This window comes from Derxia lacustris, assembly GCF_002105195.1.
Taxonomy (GTDB): Bacteria; Pseudomonadota; Gammaproteobacteria; order Burkholderiales; family Burkholderiaceae_E; genus Derxia; species Derxia lacustris.
Map to the genome: position 1 here is coordinate 75,398 of NZ_MUHU01000011.1, position 21,718 is coordinate 97,115.

Here is a 21,718-nt window from a genome sequence, read left to right on the forward strand (position 1 = left end):
CCGCCTGCGCCTCCTCCTCGAAAGCCCACGCACCATGACCACGCCTCGCCGCAGTTTCCTCAGCCGCCTGACCACCGTCGCCGCCGCCTGCGCGCTGGCGGCCGGCATCGTCCCGGCCGCGCATGCCGACACCCCCGTCAAGTTCCAGCTCGACTGGCGCTTCGAGGGACCGAGCGCGCTGTTCCTGCTGCCGGCGGCCAAGGGCTATTTCAAGGCCGAGGGCCTCGACGTGACGGTCGATGCCGGCAACGGCTCGGGCAATGCCGTGAACCGCGTGGCCTCGGGCGCCTACGACATGGGCTTCGCCGATCTGGCCGCGCTGATGGAATTCGTGGCCAACAACCCGACCGCGCCGAGCAAGCCGGTGGCAGTGATGATGGTCTACAACAACACGCCGGCCGCCGTGCTGGCGCTCAAGAAGTCGGGCATCAAGTCGCCCGCCGACCTGACCGGCAAGAAGCTCGGCGCGCCGGTGTTCGACGCCGGCCGCCGCGCCTTCCCGATCTTTGCCAAGGCCAACAAGGTCGGCGCGGTCGAGTGGATCGGCGTCGATCCGGCGCTGCGCGAAACCATGCTCGCCAAGGGCGATCTCGACGCGATCACCGGCTTCAGCTTCACCTCGCAGCTCAACCTGAATGCGCGCGGCATCAAGGACGCCGACATCGTCGTGATGCCCTATCCCGACTACGGCGTGAAGCTCTACGGCAACGCGATCATCGTGTCGGAGAAGTTCCTCAAGGAGCATCCGGACGCGGTAAAGGGCTTCCTGCGCGCCTTCACCAAGGGCGTGAAGGAAGTCATCGCCAACCCGGAAGCCGCGATCGCGGTCGTCAAGCAGCGCGACGGCATCATCGATTCGGCGATGGAAACCCGCCGGCTCAAGCTCGCGCTCAGCGCCACCGTGCTCACGCCCGATGCCAAGGCCGAGGGCTTTGGCGACGTGAACGCGGCCCGGCTGTCGCTGATGGGCAGCCAGGTGTCGGACGCGTTTGCCACCAAGTCACGCGTGGATGCCGGCGCGGTGTGGAACGCGAGCTTCCTGCCGCCCGCCGCCGAGCGGAACCTCTTCTCCGCCAAGTGAGGTTCGCATGAGCGCCGTCATCTCCGCCGCCGATCCGCCCGCCGCCGTGCCGGGCGGCAAGCCCTTCGTCGAGTTCGACCATGTCTGGCTCGCCTACAACGACGAGCTGCTGGCGCAGAACCAGTTCGCCGTCGAGGACATCGACCTGCGCATCGGCGAGGGCGAGTTCGTCGCCATCGTCGGGCCGTCGGGCTGCGGCAAGAGCACCTTCATGAAGCTGGCCACCGGCCTGCGCATGCCGTCCAAGGGCAACATCGTGATCGGCGACCGCGAGGTGAGCGGGCCGCTCAAGTTCGTCGGCATGGCCTTTCAGGCGCCCACGCTGCTGCCCTGGCGCACCACGCTCGAAAACGTGCTGCTGCCGCTGGAGATCGTCGAGCCGCACCGCTCGCAATTCCGGCGCAAGCGCAAGGAGTACGAGGCCAAGGCCATCGACCTACTCAAGCGCGTGGGTCTCGGCGGCTATGAGCACAAGATGCCGTGGCAGCTGTCGGGCGGCATGCAGCAGCGCGCATCGATCTGCCGCGCGCTGATCCACGATCCCAAGATGCTGCTGCTCGACGAGCCCTTCGGCGCGCTCGACGCCTTCACGCGCGAGGAGCTGTGGTGCCTGCTGCGCGACCTGTGGACCGAGCGCAAGTTCAACGTGCTGCTGGTCACGCACGACCTGGTCGAGGCGACCTTTCTGGCCGACACCGTGTACGTGATGAGCAAGAGCCCGGGCCGCATCGTCGTGCGCCGCGAGATCGACCTGCCGCGGCCGCGCGAACTGGAAGTGACCTACACGCCCGAATTCATCGGCATGGTCCACGAACTGCGCGGCCACATCGGCGCGATCCGCAAAAGCTGAATCGGGAGCACCTCTTCATGCTGAAACAGAAAACGCTCGAAAAGCTCGCGCCCTGGGCCTTGCTGATCGCCACCGTCGCGCTGTGGCAGATCCTCTGCGTCGCCTTCGACGTGTCGGAATTCGTGTTCCCGAGCCCCTTGCAGATCTGGGGCTCGCTGGTGGAATTCGGCAGCGAGATCGCGCGCCATGCCTGGCGCACCTTCTGGGTCACGATGGCCGGCTTCGCACTCGCCATCGTGGTCGGCGTGGTGCTGGGCTTTCTCATCGGCACCTGGCGCGTGGCCTATGCGGCGCTCTATCCGCTGATGACCGCGTTCAACGCGCTGCCCAAGGCGGCCTTCGTGCCGATCCTGGTGGTGTGGTTCGGCATCGGCGTCGGGCCGGCGATTCTCACCGCCTTCCTGATCTCGTTCTTCCCGATCATGGTCAACATCGCCACCGGCCTCGCCACGCTGGAACCCGAGATGCAGGACGTGCTGCGCGTGCTCGGCGCGCGGCGCAGCGACATCCTGCTCAAGGTGGGGCTGCCGCGCGCGCTGCCCTATTTCTTCGCGTCGCTCAAGGTGGCGATCACGCTGGCCTTCGTGGGCACCACGGTGTCGGAGATGAACGCCGCCAATGAAGGCATCGGCTATCTGCTGGTATCGGCCGGCTCGGCGATGCGCATGCCGCTGGCCTTCGCCGGGCTGGTGGTGGTCGGCGCGATGGCGATGGTGATGTATGAGCTGTTTGCCGTGGTCGAGCGCAGCACGACGGGCTGGGCGCATCGCGGCAACTGAATCCGACGCCGTGACCGGCGCGGCAGACAAGCCGTCGCACCGGTCACGACCCATGTCGCCCGGCGGACGACATGGGCCAGTCATGCCGATCTGCGCGGGTCAGACGACCGAGGCTTCCTCCGCCGTCACGGCGCACAACAGGCCGAGCCTTGCGCCCGCCGCCAGCACCGCAAGGATCGACGCAGTCACGATGTTCGCGTGCCTCCCGGCGCCGAAGCGCGTTCCGGCGATGCCGGGTGTCGCCGCTTCCACGATGGCCAGCGCCTGGGCCTGCGCGCTGACATCCAGGGCGCGCTCCTCGTAGCTGTCCACCCGCAACGGCAGGCCGAGCGCATTCACCGCCGCGTCGATGGGCCCGTTGCCGAATCCGCGCAAGGCACGCCTGCCGGCGCCGGTCGCAATCTCGATATCGATGCCCTGCTGTCCGTGCGGCGCATCGAACAGGCGGTGACTGCGATACACCGCCTCACCCGGCGCCAGATAAGTGGCGGCGAACAAGCTCCACAGCTCGTCGCTGCCGACTTCGGCCTCGCTCGCATCGGCATGCGCCTGCACGACGGCGCTGAATTCCACCTGCATGCGGCGCGGCATCGTCACGCCACGATCGCGTTCGAGCAGGAAGGCGATGCCGCCCTTGCCCGACTGACTGTTGACCCGGACGATGCTGTCGTAGGTACGGCCCAGGTCCTTCGGGTCGATGGGCAGATAAGGCACCTCCCAGAAACCGTCGGCCGACTGTGCCGCAAAGCCCTTGCGGATCGCGTCCTGGTGCGAGCCCGAGAAGGCGGTGAACACCAGATCGCCGGCATACGGATGGCGCGGATGGATCGGCAGGCCGGTGCAGCTCTCGGCCACGCGCGCCACGCCGGCGATGTCGGAAAAGTCGAGCCCGGGCGCAATGCCCTGCGTGTACAGGTTGAGCGCCAGGGTTACCAGGTCGACATTGCCGCTGCGCTCGCCGTTGCCGAACAGGCAGCCTTCCACACGCTGCGCGCCGGCCATCAGCGCGAGCTCAGCGCAGGCCACGCCAGTGCCGCGGTCGTTGTGCGGATGAACCGACAGCACCACATGCTCGCGGCGCTCCAGCCGGCGATCCATCCATTCGATCTGGTCGGCGAACACGTTGGGCGTGGCGCCTTCCACCGTTGTCGGCAGGTTGATGATGATCGGCCGTCCGGGCCCGGCGTCCCAGGCGCGGATCGCGGTGTTGCAGGCTTCGAGCGCCACGGGCAACTCGGTGGCGCAGAAGGTTTCGGGCGAGTACTGGAGCACCCATTCGGTCTCGGGATGCGCATCGGCAAGCTGGCGCACCAGGCTCACATGGCGCTCGATCAGCTGCATCACCTCCGGCACCGTCATGCCGAACACCACGCGGCGCCAGACCGGCGCGGTCGCGTTGTACATGTGGACGATGGCGCGGCTCGCGCCACGCAGCGCCTCGAAGCTGCGCACGATGAGGTCTTCGCGCGCCTGGGTCATGACCATCGGCACGACGTCGTCGGGAATGCGTCGACCTTCGATGAGTGTGCGCACCACGTCGAAATCGATCTGCGACGCGGCCGGAAAACCGACCTCGATTTCCTTGAAGCCAATGCGCACCAGTTCGTCGAAAAGCTGGAGCTTGCGTTCGCGGTTCATCGGCTCGAACAGCGCCTGGTTGCCATCGCGCAGGTCGGTCGAAAGCCAGATCGGCGCAGCGGCGATCTGGCGCGACGGCCAGCGGCGATCAGGCAGATCGATGGGCGGAAACGGGCGGTACTTGGAAGACGGATCGGAGATCATGTGAGCGGCAACCTGCCATCCGCGCATGCAGGCGCGGACCGGCGAAAGGGGAATGTGGAATGCGGGAATTGCGCGCACGCCCCTCGCAGCCCTTCCGTCGGGAAGGCTGCTGCATGGCCGGGATCAGGGGGAAGTCAGAGCGTCGAGGACACGACGCCGTTGCGCGCAGGCAGATCCCGGCCAAGCACTAGGCTTAGCTCAAGGACGGGAAGGCGGCGCGCGATGGACATGGGCTTGACCATAGCCGCCAGCGCGCAAGGCTGTCAACAAAGAGGACAGCAACGAAAAAGCCCGCTTGCGCGGGCTTTTTCGTTGGGCGTCACCGACCGGTCAGCGTCGCTCGACCGTCGCTGGCACGGCTGCCGGCACGCGCCGGAAGGCGGTCGGCGTCATCGCCATCGCAAAACTGACGGCAAACGCGACCAGCGAACCAAAGCACAGCAGCCGTGCCGGCAGCACGGCCACGGCCGATGCAGCACCAAAGCCGTAAACCCCTGCGGCGAGCGCCAGCGCGGCGAACAGCAGCGCAAGTTTGAGCATCGGGATCTCCTGAAAGAGGCGGGACCGGCAAGCCGGTCGGGAAGCCTGACCCTAACCGTTGCCGCCGGCCCGGCCTGTAGGAGATGCCCTCGCCCGCTTGTGGGACAGCCCGGGAGCGGCCGCCACGCGTTCACACGTAGGCGCGCTCGCGCATCCACTTGGTGGCGATCCACTTCTCGCCCTTGCCCACCGGCGCGCCGCCGTGCAGCGTGCGCGGATCGACCTGTTCCTGATCGTCGAGGCTTTCGAAGTAGAGCGCATTGCCGCGCTGCGGCTTCACCTCCAGCCCGAGCGACGGGAACACCGTCGCGCCGCCGGCCTCGACATCGCTCAGATACATGATGAGCGTGGCGACGCGCTGGCCGCCGCGCTCCAGCTGGCGCCGGCCGCCGGCCTCGTTGACGTTGAAGTAGTCGTAGTGCGGCGAGTATTCGGCGCCGACGCCGTAGCGCAGGATCTGCATCGGCTCCTGCTGCGCCACTTCAAAGCCGAGCATGCGTTCGATGCGCGCCTCGATGGCTGCGACCAGCGGGTTCTCGCCGTGGTTGAAGTAGGTGCCTTCGGAAGTGCGCGCCGCGTCGGGCACGAAGTCGCCGGTGCCCGGATCGACCACCAGCGAGGGCTTGATCTTGCTGCGCGACAACGCCACCAGCTGCTCGCATTCGTCGCTGCTGAGCAGGCCGCCGAACAGCACGGTGCGCGGCGCAGCGAGCGCGAACAGCACCTCGACCTCGCGGTCGGTCAGGTCGAGCGCATTGGGCGCCTGGGCCGCGCCCTCGGCCACGGTGGACAGCGGGCCGTCGTTGGCGGCTGGCGCGCCGTCGTCGTCCTCGGCCGGCAGCGGGCTGGTGGCGGCGCGCACGATGCGTTCGGCATAGGCGCGCGGATGGCCCGACTGCACCATCGCATCGACCAGCGACGCGGCAGTGCAGCCGCGCGCGATCTGGCTGTCGAGCCAGGCTTTCAGCTCGTTGGACAAGGCAGGGGTCTGAACCGACATGCGTGACTCCGGGAAAAGGGGAATCGGTGACGGCGCTCAGCCGGCCAGCCCGCGGGCCAGATCGCGGCAGAGGTCGTCCGGATGTTCGAGGCCGACGGCGAAGCGGATCAGCCCTTCGGTGATGCCGGCGGCGGCGCGCACTTCGGGCGACACGCGGCCGTGGGTGGTCGTGGCCGGATGGGTGATGGTGGTGCGCGTGTCGCCGAGGTTGGCGGTGATCGACACCAGCCGGGTGCTGTCGATGACGCGCCAGGCGTTGGCGCGCTGCTCCTCGGGCGTGGCGCCCTTGAGCTCGAAGCTGAGCACCGCGCCGCCGAGCCGCTGCTGGCGCTGCGCCAGCGCGAACTGCGGATGCGACTCCAGCCCCGGATAGATCACGCGCGCCACCTGCGGCTGCGCCTCCAGCCAGCGCGCGACGGCCAGCGCATTGGCGCTCTGGCGCTCCATGCGGATCGACAGCGTCTCCAGCCCCTTGAGCAGCACCCAGGCATTGAACGGCGACAGCGTCGGGCCGGCGGTGCGCAGGAAGGGCAGCATCTGGTCCTTGATGAAGGCCTTGCTGCCGACGATGGCGCCGCCGAGCACGCGGCCCTGGCCGTCGATGTACTTGGTGGCCGAATGGATCACCACATCGGCGCCGAGCGCCAGCGGCTGTTGCAGCGCCGGCGTGCAGAAGCAGTTGTCGACCACCAGCAGCACGCCGGCGGCCTTGGATACCGCCGCCAGCGCCGCGATGTCGGCCAGCTCCATCATCGGGTTCGACGGCGTCTCGACATAGAACAGCCTGGTCTCGGGCCGCAGCGCCGCCTGCCAGGCGGCCGGATCGCTCGGCGACACATAGGTGGTGCTGATGCCGAAGCGCCCGAGGATGTTGCTGAACAGCTGGTTGGTCGAGCCGAACAGCCCGGTCGACGCGACCAGATGGTCGCCGGCCTTCAGCACGCCCATGCAGCAGGTCAGGATGGCGCTCATGCCCGAGGCGGTGGCGAGCGCGGCTTCCGCACCTTCGAGCGCGGCGAGGCGCTGCTCGAACATCGCGACCGTGGGATTGGTGAAGCGCGAATACACATTGCCCTCGACCCGGCCCGAGAAGCGGTCGGCCGCCTCGGCCGCGCTGCCGAACACATAGGACGAGGTGAGGAACATCGCCTCGGCATGCTCGCCAAAGCCGGTGCGCGCGGTGCCGGCGCGCACGCCGATGGTTTCGATGGCCCAGTCGTCGGAGCCCGGAAAGTCCTGGTCTTGCATGTTGGTGTCCTGAAAAGACGAAACCCCGCAGAGGCTTCGCGCCAGAGCGGGGTCGGACCGGAGTCGGTAACGCCGCGCTTTAGCTGGATTTGTTGGTGGCGCCGACCGGCTCCGCCCGCGCCCGCAAGCTGACTAGTCAAATCGGCGCTCGGCCGGGATTAGACCCGCCGGCTTTGGCGAGCGTCAAGTCGGCGCGCCGGCCCGGGCCGGTGCCGCATAGCGCAGGCTCGCGGCCCAGGCCAGCGTGGTGAAGCTGGCAATCGCCAGCCCCATCGAGCCCGGCAGCTCGGGCAGCAGGCCGATCACCGCGCCGGCGATCACCGCGCCGAGCGATTGCGACACGCCCAGCACCGACGAGGCCGCGCCGGCCTGGGCGCCGAACGGCGCCATCGCGATCACGGTGATGTTGGGCGAGATGAGCCCGACCAGCGCGATCACGCAGAACATCGGCAGCGCCGTGGCCCAGATCTGGTCGGCCAGCAGCGTGCTGCCGGCCAGCAGCGCCAGCCCGGCCAGCGCCTGCGCCGCCACGCCCCGGCGCAGCAGCCGCATCGGGCCGAGCCGATGCGCCAGCCGCGCATTGATGCGCGCACCCGCCACAAAGCCGATCGAATTGACCGCGAACAGCCAGGAAAAATGGCTCGGCGCGACGCCGAAGTGATCGATGAACACGAAGGGCGACGCGGCCAGGTAGCTGAAGATCGCGCCGAATTCCATCGCCACCGCGAAGGCCGACAGCGCCAGCACCGGCTGCGGCAGCACCTCGACCAGACCGATCAGCGAGCGCGCCACCGAGGCCGAGCGGTTGTGCCGCTCGTGCGTCTCGGCCAGGCCCCAGTACACCGCCGCGACCGCGCCAAAGCCGAACAGCGCCATCAGCCCGAACATCGCGCGCCAGCCGGCAATGCCGAGCAGCGCGCCGCCGACGATGGGCCCGAGGATCGGCGCAAGGCCGGTGGTGAGCATCATCAGCGCCATGAAATGGGCCGCGTCGGCGCCGGTATAGCGGTCGCGCACCACGGCCCGCGCGATCACCATGCCGGCCGCGCCGCCGATGGCTTGCAGCGCGCGCAGCAGGATCAGCGCATCGACCGCGCCGGCCAGCGCGCAGCCGAGCGAGGCCAGCCCGTAGAGCGCCAGCCCGAACAGCAGCGGTCCGCGCCGGCCAAAGCGGTCGGACAGCGGCCCGTAGAGCAGCTGCCCGAGCGCCATGCCGGCGAAGAAGGACACGAGCGTGTGCTGCACCGCCGCATTGCTCGCGCCCAGCTCGACCGCGATGGTCGGCAGCGCCGGCAGATACATGTCGGTGGACAGCGGCGCCACTGCCGAGACGGCGCCGAGCAGCGCGGCCAGCCGGGCGCGCGCCGATCCTTCGAGTACGGGCATGGCCCCCATCCTTGTGCTGCTGCGCCTGGCGCCCGAGGCGCCGCGCAAAAGGCCGCGATCATCGCACCGGCGGGCGCCGGGCGTGCTGCGGTCACAATGCGGCTGTCGTCCAACCCTCCAAGGAACCAGACATGGCAGTCGCTTCCGATGCCTACAAGGCAGGCATGCGCCGGCTCGCAGCCGGCGTCACCCTCATCACCACGCCGGGCGCGGCCGGGCCGTCGGGGCTCACCGCCACCGCCGTGTGCTCGGTCTCGGCCGATCCGCCGATCCTGCTGTGCTGCGTCAATCGCGGCAGCGCCTCGCATGCGGCGCTGCTCGAAGCCGGCGTGTTCGCGGTGAATGTGCTGAGCACCGCCGACCGGCCGCTGTCGGACCGCTTTGCCGGGCGGCTCACGCCGGCCGAGAAGTTCGCCGAAGGTGAATGGGGCGTGCTCGAAACCGGCTCGCCGGTGCTGGCCAGCGCGCTCGCCGCCTTCGACTGCCGGCTGGTGCAGGCGGTGGACGCCGGCACGCATGCGGTGCTGTTCGGCGAGGTGCAGGCGGTGACCGTGGCCGACGATCCCGAGCTGCACGGCCTGCTCTATGCCGACGGCGGCTATGGCCGCTTCGCGACCCCGAGCGACGATATCGATCAGGGTTTCTGAGCGGCGGCGCGGCGGGCCGGTTTCAGCGCCGCACCGCCGCGCGCGGCTCAGTCGCCCGACGCCAGATTGAGATTGAGCTGCGAGCGCGCCGGCAGATCGGGCGCGGCCGCCTTGCCGGCGACGCGCTGGGCTTCGAGCGCATCGAGATAGGCCGCCGACACGTCGCCGGTGATGTAGTGGCCGTCGAAGCAGCTGGCCTCGAAGTTCTGGATGTGCACGCCCAGATCGCGCACCGAGCGCTTCATCGCGTCGATGTCTTGGTAGACGAGGCCGTCGGCCTCGATCATCCGCATGATTTCTTCATCCGAACGGCCGTGGGCGATCAGCTCGCCGCGCGTCGGCATGTCGATGCCGTACACATTCGGGAAGCGCACCGGCGGCGCGGCCGACGCGAAGATCACCTTGTTGGCGCCGGCGTCGCGCGCCATGTTCACGATCTCGCGGCTGGTCGTGCCGCGCACGATCGAGTCGTCGACCAGCAGCACGTTCTTGCCCTTGAACTCGGTCGGCAGCGCCGACAGCTTCTGGCGCACGCTTTTCTTGCGCACCGCCTGGCCCGGCATGATGAAGGTGCGGCCCACATAGCGGTTCTTGAAGAAGCCTTCGCGGAAGTCGAGACCGAGCTTCATCGCCAGCTGCATCGCGGCCGGGCGCGAGGTGTCGGGGATCGGCATCACCACATCGATGTCGCCGGCCGAGAACTCGCGCTTGAACTTCTCGGCCAGGTATTCGCCCATGCGCAGCCGCGCGCCGTAGACGCTCACGCCATCCATGATCGAGTCGGGCCGCGCGAAGTACACGTACTCGAAGATGCAGGGATTGAGCGTGGGCTTGTCGGCGCACTGGTAGGAATTGAAGTTGCCGTCCTCGTCGATGAAGATCGCCTCGCCCGGCGCCACGTCGCGCACAAAGCGGAAGCCCATGCCTTCGAGCACGACCGACTCGCTCGCCACCAGGTACTCGGTGCCCTCGTCGGTCTCGTTGACGCCGTAGCACAGCGGCCGGATGCCATGCGGATCGCGGAACGCCAGGATGCCGGTGTTGGCGATGTGCGCCACGCAGGCATAGGCGCCGCGCACCCGGCGATGCAGGCCCGACACGGCGCGGAAGATGGTGGCCGGATCGAGCGTGAACGAACTCGTCGCTTCTTGCAGCTCATGCGCCAGCACGTTGAGCAGCACCTCGCTGTCGCTGCTGGTGTTGATGTGGCGACGGTCCTTGCGGAACATGTCGTTCATCAGCTCGGCAGCGTTGGTGAGATTGCCGTTGTGCCCGAGCGTGATGCCGAACGGCGCGTTCACGTAGAACGGTTGCGCTTCTTCGGGATCGCTCGACGAGCCGGCGGTGGGATAGCGCACATGGCCGATGCCGATGTTGCCGGCAAGGTTGCGCATGTTGCGGGTGCGGAAGATCTCGCGCACCAGCCCGTTGCCCTTCCACATGTTGAAGGTGCTGCTCGATCCGGTGGCAATGCCGGCCGCATCCTGGCCGCGATGCTGCAACAGCATCAGCGAGTCATAGAGCATCTGGTTGACGGGCGTACGGGCCACGAGGCCGACGATTCCACACATGGCATTCCCCGAGGAAAACTAGACCTGCCAGACCGGACCGGCATCGGACGGAACAACGTCGCGAAACCAGCCGAGCACGGCAACGACATAAGGCAGAAGCAGCGACCCGGTCCAGGCGGCCGACTGGACGACCGGCGTGTGACCGAGCACGAAAATGAGCAGCGCCACGGCCAGCAGGCCGCGCAGCAATCCGAATACCGCGCCGAGCAGGCGATCGACGACGCCCAGCCCGGCAGCCCTGAGCGCGCCGGCCAGCAGGCGGCCGAGCAGCGAACTCGAAATCATCACGCCCAGAAACACGATCAGGCCGCCAGCCATCATGCGTGCGCCGGGATTCCAGTCGGCGGGCAAAGCCGCTGCCATCAGCGGCGCCCAGAAGAACACGGCGATCACGGCCGCAATCCAGCCGACAAGCGAGAAAACCTCACGCACCAGACCGCGCCACAGCGCCACCGCCAGCGACAGGCCCAATGCGCCGACGATCAGCCAGTCGATCGAGGTCATGCGGCGAGCGGGCGACGGACCGGGACGACGGCGGGCGCGCGGGCAACGGGCATCACTGCGCCAGCACGGCAGCGTCGCCGATGCCGGCGCCGGCAGCCTTCTGGCGCACCGAATCGGCATCGCCCCGCGAGGCGAATGGTCCGGCGCGCAGCCTGATGCGCGGACCGGCGCCGGTGCTGATGGTCTCGGTATAGGTGCTGACGCCGGCGGCGCGCAACCGCGCTTGCAGCTCTTGCACCTTGGCCTCGGTGGCGAAGGCGCCCATCTGCACCAGGAAGCGGCTCGGCGTGTCGTGAGCAGCGGTCGGCGCCGGCGCCGGAACGGGCTTGCCTTCGAGCAGCGCGAGCGCGCGCGCGCCGTCGGCCGGCTTGGGCTCGACCCGGGGTTCGGGTTTGGGCTCGGGCTTCGGCTCGGCATGCGCCGGCTCGGCGCGCGGGGCTGGGCGGGCGACTTCGGCTGGCCGGGACGGTTCGGCGGGACGGGCCGGCTCGGCCTGACGTTGCAGCGGCTCGGACGTGCGCGGTTCGGGGCGGGTGGCCGGCTCGGTTCGCAACGACGGATGTGCCGGCTCCGGCTGCCGGGTCGGCTCGATGGCCGCCGGCGCGCGCTCGGGCGTGACCGGCGCGACCTCGCGGCTGACGGGCGCCGATGCGACCGGTGCCGATGCAGGGGCCGGCGACGCTGCGGCGGGCGGCTCGGCCGGAACCGGCGCTGGTGCGGCAGCGCTGCCCAGACCGTTCGGTGCCTCGGCAGGCTGAGCGAGTGCCGGCGCCGTGGCATCGCGCGCGATCTCGATCGGCAGGTCGGGCGCCACCGGGCGGCGTGCCGATTGCAGCAGCATCGGCAGGCCAATGAATGCCGCGATCACGAGCACGACCGCGCCGATCAGCCGCCGGCGTGCCTTGCGGCGCAGGTCGAGCAGCGCATCGGCGCTGCTGGCCCGCCCGGAAGCGCGGCGCGGCGCGGGACGCTGGGTGCGGGAATCGGAACGACCGAAGCTGAACAATCCCATGCGGGGGTACGCGGAGGAGACGAAACTGGGTGGGGAGAGGCGGCGCCGGATGCGCCTGAACGGCCCCGCTGCCACCGGTCTGGAAGGCCCGACGCCGCGTTGGACGCCGGCAAGACTCAGCGTGAACGCGACGCCAAGTCCATCACGCCGCCGACGGTCAGGAAGGAACCGAAGACCAAAATTCTATCACCCTCCCCTGCTGCGCCCCGGGCAGCTACCCAGGCGGCAGCCGGCGTGGCATGGACGGTGATCGAGTGCTCCCTGTCTTCCGGAAAGCCCTGGGCGCGCAGCACGGCGGCGATTTCCTCGCCGGTCGCGGCGCGTTCGAGCGGCAGGCTCGTCACATGCCAGTGATCGATGCGCCCCTTCATGCGCGCCACGACGCCGGCGATGTCCTTGTCGCGCATGCAGCCGAACACCGCGTAGGTGTAGGGATGGAAGGCCATGTGGTCGAGGTTGTCGGCCAGCGCGGCAGCGGCGTGCGGGTTGTGCGCCACGTCGAGCACGATGGTCGGCTTGCCCGGCAGCACCTGGAAGCGCCCCGGCAGCTCGACCAGCGCGAAGCCGTTGCGGATCGCCTGATTGTTCACCGGCAGCTGCGGCCGCAGCGCTTCGAGCGCCGCCAGCGCGCCCGAGGCATTGAGCAGCTGATTGGCACCGCGCAGCGCCGGATAGGCCAGCCCCGCCACCTTCATCGCGCGACCGCCCCAGGACCATTGCTGCCAGTCGGTCGGGCCGCGCTGGCCGGCGTAGTTGAAGTCGCGGCCGAACAGCCGCAGGTCGGCATCGATCTCGCGCGCATGGTCGAGCAGGCTTTGCGGCGGCATCGGGTCGCTGCAGATGGCCGGCCGGCCGGTGCGGAAGATGTGCGCCTTCTCGCGGCCGATTTCATCGCGCGTGTCGCCAAGCCATTCGGCATGGTCGATGTCGATGCTGGTGACGATCGAGCAGTCGGCGTCGAGCACGTTCATGGCATCGAGCCGGCCGCCGAGGCCGATCTCGAAGATCGCCGCATCCAGCCCCGAGTGCTGGAACAGCCGCATGATCGCCAGCCCGGTGAACTCGAAGTAGGTGAGCGCGGCGGCCGCCTCGCCCTCGCGCGCGGCCACGGCGGCCCGCGCCGCTTCCACCGCCTCGAACTGCACGACCAATGCGTCGTCGTCGGCCGACTCGCCGTTGATGCGCGCGCGCTCGTTGAAGCGCAGCAGATGCGGCGAGGTGTGCAGCCCGACCCGGTAGCCCGATTGCAGCAGGATGGCTTCGAGGAAGGCGCAGGTGCTGCCCTTGCCATTGGTGCCGCCGACGAGGATGACCGGGCACGCGAAGCCGATGCCGAGTTCATCCTTGACCCGCCGGATGCGGTCGAGCCCGAGTTCTATTTGTTGTTGCGGGCGTTGCGCTTCGAGCCAGCCGAGCCAGTCGGCGAGCGCGCGGGAGGTGGGTGCGGCAGACATCAGGTGTTAGGCGACGGCTTCGATCGGCTGGTTCTGCAACAGCGCCAGCAGCTTGGCGATCTCTTCGCGCATCGCGCGGCGGTCCACGATCATGTCGACCGCGCCCTTCTCCACCAGGAACTCGGCGCGCTGGAAGCCTTCGGGCAGCTTCTCGCGCACCGTCTGCTCGATGACGCGCGGGCCGGCAAAGCCGATCAGCGCCTTGGGTTCGGCGATGACCACATCGCCCATGAAGGCGAAGCTGGCCGACACGCCGCCCATGGTGGGATCGGTCAGCACGCTGATGAAGGGCAGCTTGCGCTGCGCCAGCAGGTTGATGCCGGTGGTGGTCTTAGCCATCTGCATCAGCGAGAGCAGGCCTTCCTGCATGCGCGCGCCGCCGGTCGCGGTCACGCAGATGAACGGCGTCTTCTGCTCCAGCGCGGTCTGCACGCCGCGCGTGAAGCGCTCGCCGACCACCGAGCCCATCGAGCCGCCCATGAAGTCGAACTCGAACGCGGCCACGACCACCGGAATGGTCATGATCGCGCCGGCCATCACCACCAGCGCGTCGGTCTCGCCGGTCTCGGTCATGGCCTCCTGCAGGCGCTGCGGATACTTCTTGCTGTCGACGAACTTGAGGCTGTCGATCGGCAGCACTTCCTGGCCGATCTCGTAGCGGCCTTCGGTATCGAGCAGCGCGTCGATGCGCGCGCGCGAGCGAATGCGCATGTGGTGATCGCACTTCGGGCAGACCTGGAGGTTCTGGTCGAGGTCGGTGCGGTACAGCACGGCTTCGCAGCTCGGGCACTTGAGCCAGAGCCCTTCCGGCATGCGCGTGCGGATGGCGGTGTCGGTCGAGCGCTGAATGCGCGGCGGGAGAAGTTTGTCGATCCAGCTCATGCGGCGGCCTTGGTGAAAGGTTGGTCGATGGCGGTACGAATTTCGGTCAGCAGGCGCTCTACCGCCGCCACCGCCTGATCCGCCGGGGTGTTTTCAAGTTCCTGGATGAGCCGGCTGCCGATCACGACAGCGTCGGCCACTTCGGCCACGGCGCGCGCGCTGGCGGCATTGCTGATGCCGAAGCCGACGCCAACGGGAATGTTGGCGTGCGCCTTGATCTGCGGAATGCGCGCCGCGACGCTGGCCACGTCGAGCGTGCCGGCGCCGGTGATGCCCTTGAGGCTCACGTAATAGATGTAGCCCGACGCATGGCTGGCCACGGTCGCGATGCGCGCGTCGGTCGACGTGGGCGCGAGCAGAAAGATCGGATCGATGCCGGCCTCGCGCATGACGAGCGCGAAGTCCTCGCACTCCTCGGGCGGGTAGTCGACGACCAGCACGCCGTCCACGCCGGCATCCTTGGCCGCCGCCGCGAACGCGGCCTTGCCCATGTGCTCGATCGGGTTCGCGTAGCCCATCAGCACCACGGGCGTGACCTGGTCCTGAACGCGGAAGGTCTTGGCCATCGCCAGCACCTGACGCAGGCCCACGCCGTTGGCGATCGCGCGCTCGGTGGCGCGCTGGATCGTCGGACCGTCAGCCATCGGATCGCTGAACGGCACGCCGAGTTCGATCACGTCGGCACCGGCGCGCGCGAGCGCATGCATCAGCGGCACGGTGATGCCGGGCGTCGGGTCGCCGGCGCAGATGTAGGGAATCAGGCCCTTGCGGCCCTCGGCGGCGAGCCGCGCGAAACGTTGCTGGATGCGCGACATCAGGCGTCCTTGTTGAATGCTGCGGTGGCTTCGCGGCAGCTGGCGCGGCAGAAGAATTCCATGCCGCTGCGCTCGGCGACGGTGTGGATGTCCTTGTCGCCGCGGCCCGACAGGTTGACGAGCAGCACCTTGTCCTTGGACAGCGTGGGCGCGAGCCTGGCCGCGTAGGCGATGGCATGGCTCGATTCGAGCGCCGGGATGATGCCCTCGATGCGGCACAGATCGTGGAAGGCCTTGAGCGCCTCGTCGTCGGTGGCGCCCACATAGGTGGCGCGGCCGCTGTCCTTGAGCCAGGCGTGTTCGGGGCCGACGCCGGGATAGTCGAGACCGGCGCTGACCGAATGCGTCTCGGTGATCTGGCCGTTCTCGTCCTGCAGCAGATAGGTGCGGTTGCCGTGCAGCACGCCCGGCGTGCCCATTTGCAGCGAGGCGGCGTGACGCATCGTGGTCAGGCCGTCGCCGGCGGCTTCGACGCCCACCAGCTTCACGTTCTCGCGCGGGATGTAGTCGTAGAAGATGCCCATCGCATTGCTGCCGCCGCCCACGCAGGCGATCACGTAATCGGGATCGCGGCCGACCATCTCGGGCATCTGGGTCAGGCATTCCTTGCCGACCACCGAGTTGAAGTCGCGCACCATCATCGGATAGGGGTGCGGGCCGGCCACCGTACCGATGATGTAGAAGGTGTTCTCGATGTTGGTCACCCAGTCGCGCATCGCTTCGTTGAGCGCGTCCTTGAGCGTCTTGCTGCCGCTCTCGACCGGCACCACGGTCGCGCCGAGCAGCTTCATCCGGTACACGTTGGCCGACTGGCGACCGACGTCCTCGCTGCCCATGTAGACCACGCATTCCATGCCGTAGCGCGCCGCCACGGTGGCCGTCGCCACGCCATGCTGGCCGGCGCCGGTTTCGGCAATCACGCGCGGCTTGCCCATGCGGCGGGCCAGCAGCGCCTGGCCGATGGTGTTGTTGACCTTGTGCGCGCCAGTGTGATTGAGGTCTTCGCGCTTCAGATAGATCTGCGCGCCGCCGAGCAGCTCGCTCCAGCGCTTGGCGTGATAGATCGGGCTCGGCCGGCCGACGAAGTGCTTCAGCTCATTGTTGAATTCGGCGACGAACTCGGGGTCGTGCTGGTAGCGCGCGTAAGCCTGCTTGAGCTCGTCGAGCGCATGCATGAGCGTTTCGGCGACGAAGGTGCCGCCGTAGGGGCCGAAGTGGCCGCGCTCGTCGGGGTAGTTGTAGGCCATCGTGTGAGGACTCGGGTGAGGGTCAGGCGGTGATTCGGCAGCGGTCCGGCGGTGCCGGCGGGATGGCCGTCGCAGGCCCGAAGCGGTTCGGGCGCGTCCGGCGGCGGACGCTGGTTCGCGGGCGGCGGGCCCGGGTCAGCCGCGGCGCCAAGCCTCGTCGGCGGCGCGCACGGCGGCAGCGAAGTCGCGCATTTTATCCGCGTCCTTGATGCCCTTGCTGCGCTCGATGCCGGAGGAGACGTCGACGGCGGCCGGCGCGAGCCGGCGGATGCCTTCGGCCACGTTGGCGGCGTCGAGTCCGCCCGAAAGAATCAGCGGCCGCGCGAGCGCTGCCGGCACCAGGCTCCAGTCGAAGGTCTTGCCGGCGCCACCGAAGCCGTCGCTGTGCGCATCGAGCAGGATGGCGCGCGCGCCGGCATGGCGTTGGGCATAGGCGGTCAGGTCGCAGTCGGCGCCGGCAATGCTGCCGTTGGCCATCATGCGCGCCGCCTTGAGCCAGGGATTGCCGTATTGCTCGCAATCGGCCGGGGCTTCGTCGCCGTGGAATTGCAGGGTCGCGCCGGGCAGCCGATCGAGATAGGCCGCGACCTCGTCGCGGCTGGCGTTGACGAACAGCAGCACCGGCGTGACGAAGGCCGGCAGCAGCGCGGCCAGTTCGGCGGCGCGCGCCGGGCCGACGAAGCGCGGACTCTTGGCGTAGGCGACGAAGCCGATCGCGTCCACGCCGCAATCGACGGCGACGGCGAGGTCTTCTTCACGGGTCAGGCCGCAATACTTGATCCGGGTTCGTGTCATGAGCTGGCGGCCGGCCGTTCCGGGCCGGCGGGATGGGAATGAGGCAGACCGCTCGCAGCTGCCAGGGGTTCCGCACGCCGGGCGCGGTCGGCGGCCATCACCTCGACCAGACCGGCCTCGGCGGGGTAATCGACCGATTCGAAATACAGACCCTCGGCAGCGTAGGTAGGCGCGGCGAGCTTGCGGTCGCGCTGCACCAGAAGCTCGCCGATCCAGGCCTCGGGCATGCGCCCGCTTCCGACGTAAACGAGACTGCCGACGACATTGCGCACCATGTGATGCAGGAAGGCGCTGGCCGCGATGTGCAGCTCGACGAACTCGCCGCGCCGCGCCACCGAGACTTCGTACAGCGTCTTGACCGGCGACTTCGCCTGGCATTCCGACGAGCGGAAGCAGGAAAAATCATGCTCGCCGACCAGCGCCTGCGCGGCGCGATGCATGGCGGCTTCGTCGAGCGGCCGAAAGCACCAGGCCGCATGCCGGCGCAGCAGCGGCGAGCGCAGCGGATGGTTCCAGATGAGATAGCGGTAATCGCGCCGCACCGCGTCGAAGCGGGCATGGAAGCGGTCGGCGACCGGTGCCATCCAGCGCACGGCGATGTCGTCGGGCAGCAGCGCATTGAGCCCACGCACCCAGGACGCTGGCGTGCGCTCGACCGGGACATCGCAATGCGCCACCTGACCGCGCGCATGCACGCCGGCATCGGTGCGCCCCGCGACCACCACCTCGATGCGCCCCGGCAGCGCCACGAAGCGGGCGATCGCCGCTTCGACCGCCACCTGCACCGACGGCAGATCGCGCTGCACCTGCCAGCCGTGGTAGCCGCCGCCGTCGTACTCGATGCCGAGCGCAATCCTCGGCATCAGCCCGCCTGCCTGCCGCCGCTGGCGGCGCCTTGCGCGCCGACCACTAGGCCAGCGCCTCCAGCATCTTGCGGGCACGTTCCTTCTGCTCGTCGTCGCCGGCCTGGATCACCTCGTCCAGCAGCTCCTGGGCACCTTCGCGGTCGCCGATTTCCTGATAGGCGGCAGCGAGGTCGAGCTTGGTGGCCATTTCCTGCTGATGCGGCGACAGCGCGCTGTCGGCGGCACCGGCCGGCGCGATCGACGAACCGAAGTCGAGCAACGACGGGAACTCGTCCTTCTCGACCGGCAGCGGCTCGGCCGCCGCGGCCGGTGCCGACGGCGGCAGATCGAGCGCGAGATCGAGTCCGCCGAGGTCGGCATTGCGGTCGAGCGGCTGGGTCGGCGACGAATCGCCGTAGTCGCGCGCATCGGCCTCGTTGCCGGCCGGCGGCAGCGACAGCTCGAAATCGATCGGCTCGGCATGCGCCGACGACACCGGTTCGAGCATGGTGGCGGTGCCGTCGTAGGCCGGCGCGTCCAGATCGAAATCGATGGTCGGCGATGCCACCGGCGGCGCGGCTGCCTCGATGACCTCGGGCGTGTTGACCGCCGGGCTGAAGTCGAGATCGGTCGAGGTCTTGCCGAATTCCGAGTCGTCGGTCGAGCCGAGATCGAAATCGATCGGCGGAATCTCGCCGACGCTCGGCGCGCTGACTTCCTCGCGCGGCGGCAGCAGCGGCTCGGTCGGCTGGTCGAGGTCGAGATCGAAATCGACCGCGACCGGAGCCGGACGCGCGATGTCGTCGGCCAGGCTGGCCGAGGCGGCAGCGAGGCCGACATCCGGCGTGAACGGCACGGTGACCTGGGGCTCGGCCGGCACTGCCTGCTCGGCACCGCCGAACAGCGGATTGTTCGGATCGAGCGAGCGACCGAGTGCGGCCACCTTGTCCCAGTCCTCGCCGCGTCCGCCGGTCAGCGAATACAGCTCGCCGGCGGCCGCCTCGAAAGTGGGCAGATCGCGCCGCGAGGCATAGATCTCGAGCAGCTTGGCGCGGATCGCATGCCGGTCCGGGGCGCTCTTGAGCGCTTCCTTGAGGATTTCCTCGGCCTGGGCGTCGCGGCCGTAGGCGATGTAGACATCGGCCTCGGCGATCGGATCGACCTCGTTCGAGTCGAGTTGGCCGACCGGCGGCACGAAATTGGAATTGAAGGTCGAGTCGGTGGTGTCGATCGACTGGCCGCCGGTCACGCCGAAGATGGAGTTCGTCTTCAGATCGCCGCCGGTCAGGATGCTGTCCTGGAACTCGGCGAATTTCTTCTTGCGGCTGCGCTGGAACCAGGCATAGCCACCGAGAGCGGCGAGGATGGCGGCGATGCCGCCAAGCGCGACCGGATTGCCGACCGCGTCGAGCAGCGATTCTTCCGGCTCGGGTGCCGGTGCCGGCGGGGGCACGGGCTTGGCGGCCGGTTCGGGACGCGGCGCCGGCTTGACTTCCTCGGGCTTGGGTGCGGCAGCCTTGGCAGCTTCGGCAGCCTTCTGCGCTTCCGCAGCCTTGGCAGCTTCGGCGGCTGCCTTGGCGGCTTCCTCCGCCTTGGCTGCATCGGCGGCCTTGGCGGCTTCTGCGGCCTTGGCGGCTTCGGCAGCCTTTGCAGCTTCCGCGGCCTTCGCGGCTTCGGCAGCCTTTGCAGCTTCCGCGGCCTTGGCCGCTTCTGCCGCCTTCGCAGCTTCGGCGGCCTTGGCAACTTCCGCTGCCTTGGCGGCTTCCGCCGCCTTCAGCGCTTCGGCGGCCTTCGCAGCCTCGGCTGCCTTGCCGGCCTTTGCCGCATCGGCCGCCTTGGTGGCCTCGGCATCGCGCGTCGCACGGGTGGCGTCGGCGGTGCGCTGGGCATCGGCCAGCGACTTGTCCTTGCGATCGAGCAATCCCTTCAGGTCGGAGACGTTGCGCTCGAGTTCCTTGACGCGGTTTTCGGCCTCGCGCAGTGCCTTGTCGCGGGCAGCGATCTCGTCGGCCTTGGCGGCAGCGGCTTCCTTGCCGGCCTGTCCGCCGGTCGCCGCCGCCGACTTGTCGCCGGGCCGCGCGATCTTGACCTTGTCGCCGGCATCGGCGGCCGGCGCGGACTTGTCCTGCACCAGCGGCGCAACGCTGCCGCTCACCGCGCGGCCGGTGTCCTGAGCCGGCGCATTCGCCACCGCGGCGCCGGCGATCCGGGACCGGTAGCTCGCGAAATCGGCGGTCTGCGCCAGCACCTCGCGCCGCGCCTCGGCCTGCGGAATGCCGCTGGCTTCCGCCGCCGACGGCAGCTTGAGCACCGCACCGGTGCGCAGCCGGTTCATGTTCGAGGCGAAGGCATCGGGATTGCTGCGGAACAGCGCCACCAGCATCTGGTCGAGCGTCGCGCCCGGCGCCAGATTGCTGCGTGCGATCTGACCCAGCGTCTCGCCGCGCTGGACGGTGTGGGCAACGCCGGCATCGCCAGCAGAAGCGGCCGCGCCATCGCTGGCGGGCGCTCTCGCGGGTGTCGACGACCTTGCCGGCGCAGGCGCCGCTGCGGGCGCCCGGGGTGCGGCGGCGGCAGGTGCAGGAGCCGGTGCCGGATTCGATTCGGGCAGCGCGCCGACGACGGCAGGCGCCACCGCCTCGGGCGCGCGACCGGTGCGCAGTTCGGGCGGGTCGAGCAGGAAGGTGTATTCGCGGACGATGCGGCCGGTCGGCCAGGTCATCTCCAGCAGCATGTCGACGAAGGGCTCGTTCACGGCCTGGGTCGACGTCACGCGGATGATGTTGCGATTGCCGCGCCGGTCGACGGCGAAGCGCAGGCTTTGCAGCGCCGAGGTCATCTCGATGCCGGCCTGCCGGAACGACTCGGCCGGCGCCATGCGCACGCTAAGCCCTTGCAGATCCTCGGGTGCCAGCGCGCTGATCTCGATTTCGGCACGCAGCGGCTGACCGAGCGCCGACTGCACCGTGAGCCGGCCGAGCGACGCCGCCTGGGCATCGATGGCGGCAGCGCTGCCGAAACCGATGGCGAGCGCGAGAACGACGAGTCTGGCGATGCGGCGGGGCTTGCTGGGCAGCGATCCGACCACCGGACGCCGCTGGATCATGGTCGCCTCCGGTTCGTCATCGGAACGAACGCCGGGAAACGAAGATGCACTGATCGAACCCACGACCACCCCTAAGCTTGTTACGAATTTTTCGAAGTTAGCATCAGGCATGTGCCCGGGCAAGCGATGGCGGTCAAGCCATCTCTCGTCCGGATTTACCTGCGGAATGCAGCG

Annotated in this window: 19 protein-coding genes; 4 read left to right on the forward strand and 15 right to left on the reverse strand. The window is 69.0% G+C overall.

Annotated elements, in window-relative coordinates:
• Positions 1 to 34 precede the first annotated feature (34 nt).
• Genes B9P64_RS11745 through B9P64_RS11755 form a run of 3 tightly spaced genes read left to right on the forward strand, consistent with a single transcriptional unit; the run spans position 35 to position 2,710 of the window.
• Entirely contained in the window at positions 35 to 1,081 is a 1,047-nt protein-coding gene (locus B9P64_RS11745; RefSeq protein ID WP_085316434.1) for an ABC transporter substrate-binding protein, read from the forward strand.
• Between the two features lie 7 nt (positions 1,082 to 1,088).
• Complete coding sequence (locus B9P64_RS11750; protein ID WP_085316435.1) at positions 1,089 to 1,931, forward strand: ABC transporter ATP-binding protein; 843 nt, start codon at positions 1,089 to 1,091, stop codon at positions 1,929 to 1,931.
• Positions 1,932 to 1,948: 17 nt separating this feature from the next.
• Complete coding sequence (locus tag B9P64_RS11755; protein WP_085316436.1) at positions 1,949 to 2,710, forward strand: ABC transporter permease; 762 nt, start codon at positions 1,949 to 1,951, stop codon at positions 2,708 to 2,710.
• A gap of 99 nt (positions 2,711 to 2,809) precedes the next feature.
• On the opposite strand, the gene B9P64_RS11760 is transcribed toward B9P64_RS11755, so the two are convergent.
• The 5 genes from B9P64_RS11760 to B9P64_RS11780 form a co-directional block, all read right to left on the reverse strand.
• Positions 2,810 to 4,492 carry a 2-isopropylmalate synthase gene (locus B9P64_RS11760; RefSeq protein WP_085316635.1) on the reverse strand — a complete coding sequence of 561 codons (1,683 nt, stop codon included), beginning with the start codon at positions 4,490 to 4,492 and terminating at the stop codon, positions 2,810 to 2,812.
• Between the two features lie 330 nt (positions 4,493 to 4,822).
• Complete coding sequence (locus tag B9P64_RS11765; protein ID WP_085316437.1) at positions 4,823 to 5,032, reverse strand: hypothetical protein; 210 nt, start codon at positions 5,030 to 5,032, stop codon at positions 4,823 to 4,825.
• A 130-nt stretch (positions 5,033 to 5,162) separates the two neighbouring features.
• Positions 5,163 to 6,032, reverse strand: coding sequence for a 2OG-Fe(II) oxygenase (locus B9P64_RS11770; protein WP_085316438.1), 870 nt, complete (start codon positions 6,030 to 6,032; stop codon positions 5,163 to 5,165).
• A gap of 36 nt (positions 6,033 to 6,068) precedes the next feature.
• The gene (locus tag B9P64_RS11775) at positions 6,069 to 7,280 is read right to left on the reverse strand and encodes an O-succinylhomoserine sulfhydrylase (RefSeq protein ID WP_085316439.1); all 1,212 of its coding nucleotides are present in this window, start codon (positions 7,278 to 7,280) and stop codon (positions 6,069 to 6,071) included.
• A gap of 183 nt (positions 7,281 to 7,463) precedes the next feature.
• Entirely contained in the window at positions 7,464 to 8,666 is a 1,203-nt protein-coding gene (locus tag B9P64_RS11780) for a multidrug effflux MFS transporter (RefSeq protein ID WP_176256812.1), read from the reverse strand.
• Positions 8,667 to 8,797: 131 nt separating this feature from the next.
• Between B9P64_RS11780 and B9P64_RS11785 the strand changes: the two genes are divergently transcribed.
• Entirely contained in the window at positions 8,798 to 9,313 is a 516-nt protein-coding gene (locus B9P64_RS11785) for a flavin reductase family protein (RefSeq protein ID WP_085316441.1), read from the forward strand.
• A 47-nt stretch (positions 9,314 to 9,360) separates the two neighbouring features.
• Here B9P64_RS11785 and purF read toward each other — a convergent pair whose 3' ends face one another.
• The 10 genes from purF to B9P64_RS11835 all read right to left on the reverse strand — a co-directional run bounded on the left by purF (position 9,361) and on the right by B9P64_RS11835 (position 21,544).
• Complete coding sequence (purF, locus tag B9P64_RS11790) at positions 9,361 to 10,884, reverse strand: amidophosphoribosyltransferase (protein ID WP_085316442.1); 1,524 nt, start codon at positions 10,882 to 10,884, stop codon at positions 9,361 to 9,363.
• Between the two features lie 18 nt (positions 10,885 to 10,902).
• Positions 10,903 to 11,388: a CvpA family protein gene (locus B9P64_RS11795; protein WP_176256813.1), complete on the reverse strand. Its 486-nt coding sequence runs from the start codon at positions 11,386 to 11,388 to the stop codon at positions 10,903 to 10,905.
• A 52-nt stretch (positions 11,389 to 11,440) separates the two neighbouring features.
• Entirely contained in the window at positions 11,441 to 12,400 is a 960-nt protein-coding gene (locus B9P64_RS11800) for an SPOR domain-containing protein (RefSeq protein WP_085316444.1), read from the reverse strand.
• A 116-nt stretch (positions 12,401 to 12,516) separates the two neighbouring features.
• A complete protein-coding gene (gene folC, locus B9P64_RS11805; RefSeq protein WP_085316445.1) occupies positions 12,517 to 13,854 on the reverse strand; it encodes a bifunctional tetrahydrofolate synthase/dihydrofolate synthase in 1,338 nt (445 codons plus the stop codon).
• Between the two features lie 6 nt (positions 13,855 to 13,860).
• Positions 13,861 to 14,736 (reverse strand): acetyl-CoA carboxylase, carboxyltransferase subunit beta, encoded by an 876-nt coding sequence (accD, locus tag B9P64_RS11810; protein WP_085316446.1) that lies wholly within the window; start codon positions 14,734 to 14,736, stop codon positions 13,861 to 13,863.
• Positions 14,733 to 15,551, reverse strand: a complete 819-nt coding sequence (gene trpA, locus B9P64_RS11815; protein WP_085316447.1) for a tryptophan synthase subunit alpha — start codon at positions 15,549 to 15,551, stop codon at positions 14,733 to 14,735. Before trpA ends, accD begins: the two co-directional genes overlap by 4 nt.
• Complete coding sequence (gene trpB, locus B9P64_RS11820; RefSeq protein ID WP_085316448.1) at positions 15,551 to 16,798, reverse strand: tryptophan synthase subunit beta; 1,248 nt, start codon at positions 16,796 to 16,798, stop codon at positions 15,551 to 15,553. The genes trpA and trpB overlap by 1 nt, the downstream gene beginning before the upstream one ends.
• Positions 16,799 to 16,933: 135 nt before the next feature.
• Positions 16,934 to 17,593 carry a phosphoribosylanthranilate isomerase gene (locus B9P64_RS11825; protein WP_085316449.1) on the reverse strand — a complete coding sequence of 220 codons (660 nt, stop codon included), beginning with the start codon at positions 17,591 to 17,593 and terminating at the stop codon, positions 16,934 to 16,936.
• On the reverse strand, positions 17,590 to 18,456 hold the full coding sequence (gene truA, locus B9P64_RS11830; RefSeq protein WP_085316450.1) for a tRNA pseudouridine(38-40) synthase TruA: 867 nt from the start codon (positions 18,454 to 18,456) through the stop codon (positions 17,590 to 17,592). The genes B9P64_RS11825 and truA overlap by 4 nt, the downstream gene beginning before the upstream one ends.
• A 46-nt stretch (positions 18,457 to 18,502) precedes the next feature.
• Positions 18,503 to 21,544 (reverse strand): FimV/HubP family polar landmark protein, encoded by a 3,042-nt coding sequence (locus B9P64_RS11835; RefSeq protein WP_139826285.1) that lies wholly within the window; start codon positions 21,542 to 21,544, stop codon positions 18,503 to 18,505.
• Positions 21,545 to 21,718 lie beyond the last annotated feature (174 nt).

Excerpts from the sequence above, each read along its gene's own strand:
- B9P64_RS11745 (WP_085316434.1), top strand. The coding sequence starts at position 35 with ATGACCACGCCTCGCCGCAGTTTCCTCAGCCGCCTGACCACCGTCGCC.
- trpA (WP_085316447.1), bottom strand. The coding sequence starts at position 15,551 with ATGTCGCGCATCCAGCAACGTTTCGCGCGGCTCGCCGCCGAGGGCCGC.
- B9P64_RS11750 (WP_085316435.1), top strand. The coding sequence starts at position 1,089 with ATGAGCGCCGTCATCTCCGCCGCCGATCCGCCCGCCGCCGTGCCGGGC.
- B9P64_RS11795 (WP_176256813.1), bottom strand. The coding sequence starts at position 11,388 with ATGACCTCGATCGACTGGCTGATCGTCGGCGCATTGGGCCTGTCGCTG.
- B9P64_RS11800 (WP_085316444.1), bottom strand. The coding sequence starts at position 12,400 with ATGGGATTGTTCAGCTTCGGTCGTTCCGATTCCCGCACCCAGCGTCCC.
- B9P64_RS11755 (WP_085316436.1), top strand. The coding sequence starts at position 1,949 with ATGCTGAAACAGAAAACGCTCGAAAAGCTCGCGCCCTGGGCCTTGCTG.
- purF (WP_085316442.1), bottom strand. The coding sequence starts at position 10,884 with ATGTGTGGAATCGTCGGCCTCGTGGCCCGTACGCCCGTCAACCAGATG.
- B9P64_RS11770 (WP_085316438.1), bottom strand. The coding sequence starts at position 6,032 with ATGTCGGTTCAGACCCCTGCCTTGTCCAACGAGCTGAAAGCCTGGCTC.
- B9P64_RS11785 (WP_085316441.1), top strand. The coding sequence starts at position 8,798 with ATGGCAGTCGCTTCCGATGCCTACAAGGCAGGCATGCGCCGGCTCGCA.
- B9P64_RS11780 (WP_176256812.1), bottom strand. The coding sequence starts at position 8,666 with ATGCCCGTACTCGAAGGATCGGCGCGCGCCCGGCTGGCCGCGCTGCTC.
- B9P64_RS11825 (WP_085316449.1), bottom strand. The coding sequence starts at position 17,593 with ATGACACGAACCCGGATCAAGTATTGCGGCCTGACCCGTGAAGAAGAC.
- folC (WP_085316445.1), bottom strand. The coding sequence starts at position 13,854 with ATGTCTGCCGCACCCACCTCCCGCGCGCTCGCCGACTGGCTCGGCTGG.
- B9P64_RS11765 (WP_085316437.1), bottom strand. The coding sequence starts at position 5,032 with ATGCTCAAACTTGCGCTGCTGTTCGCCGCGCTGGCGCTCGCCGCAGGG.
- trpB (WP_085316448.1), bottom strand. The coding sequence starts at position 16,798 with ATGGCCTACAACTACCCCGACGAGCGCGGCCACTTCGGCCCCTACGGC.
- B9P64_RS11760 (WP_085316635.1), bottom strand. The coding sequence starts at position 4,492 with ATGATCTCCGATCCGTCTTCCAAGTACCGCCCGTTTCCGCCCATCGAT.
- accD (WP_085316446.1), bottom strand. The coding sequence starts at position 14,736 with ATGAGCTGGATCGACAAACTTCTCCCGCCGCGCATTCAGCGCTCGACC.
- B9P64_RS11775 (WP_085316439.1), bottom strand. The coding sequence starts at position 7,280 with ATGCAAGACCAGGACTTTCCGGGCTCCGACGACTGGGCCATCGAAACC.
- B9P64_RS11835 (WP_139826285.1), bottom strand. The coding sequence starts at position 21,544 with ATGATCCAGCGGCGTCCGGTGGTCGGATCGCTGCCCAGCAAGCCCCGC.
- truA (WP_085316450.1), bottom strand. The coding sequence starts at position 18,456 with ATGCCGAGGATTGCGCTCGGCATCGAGTACGACGGCGGCGGCTACCAC.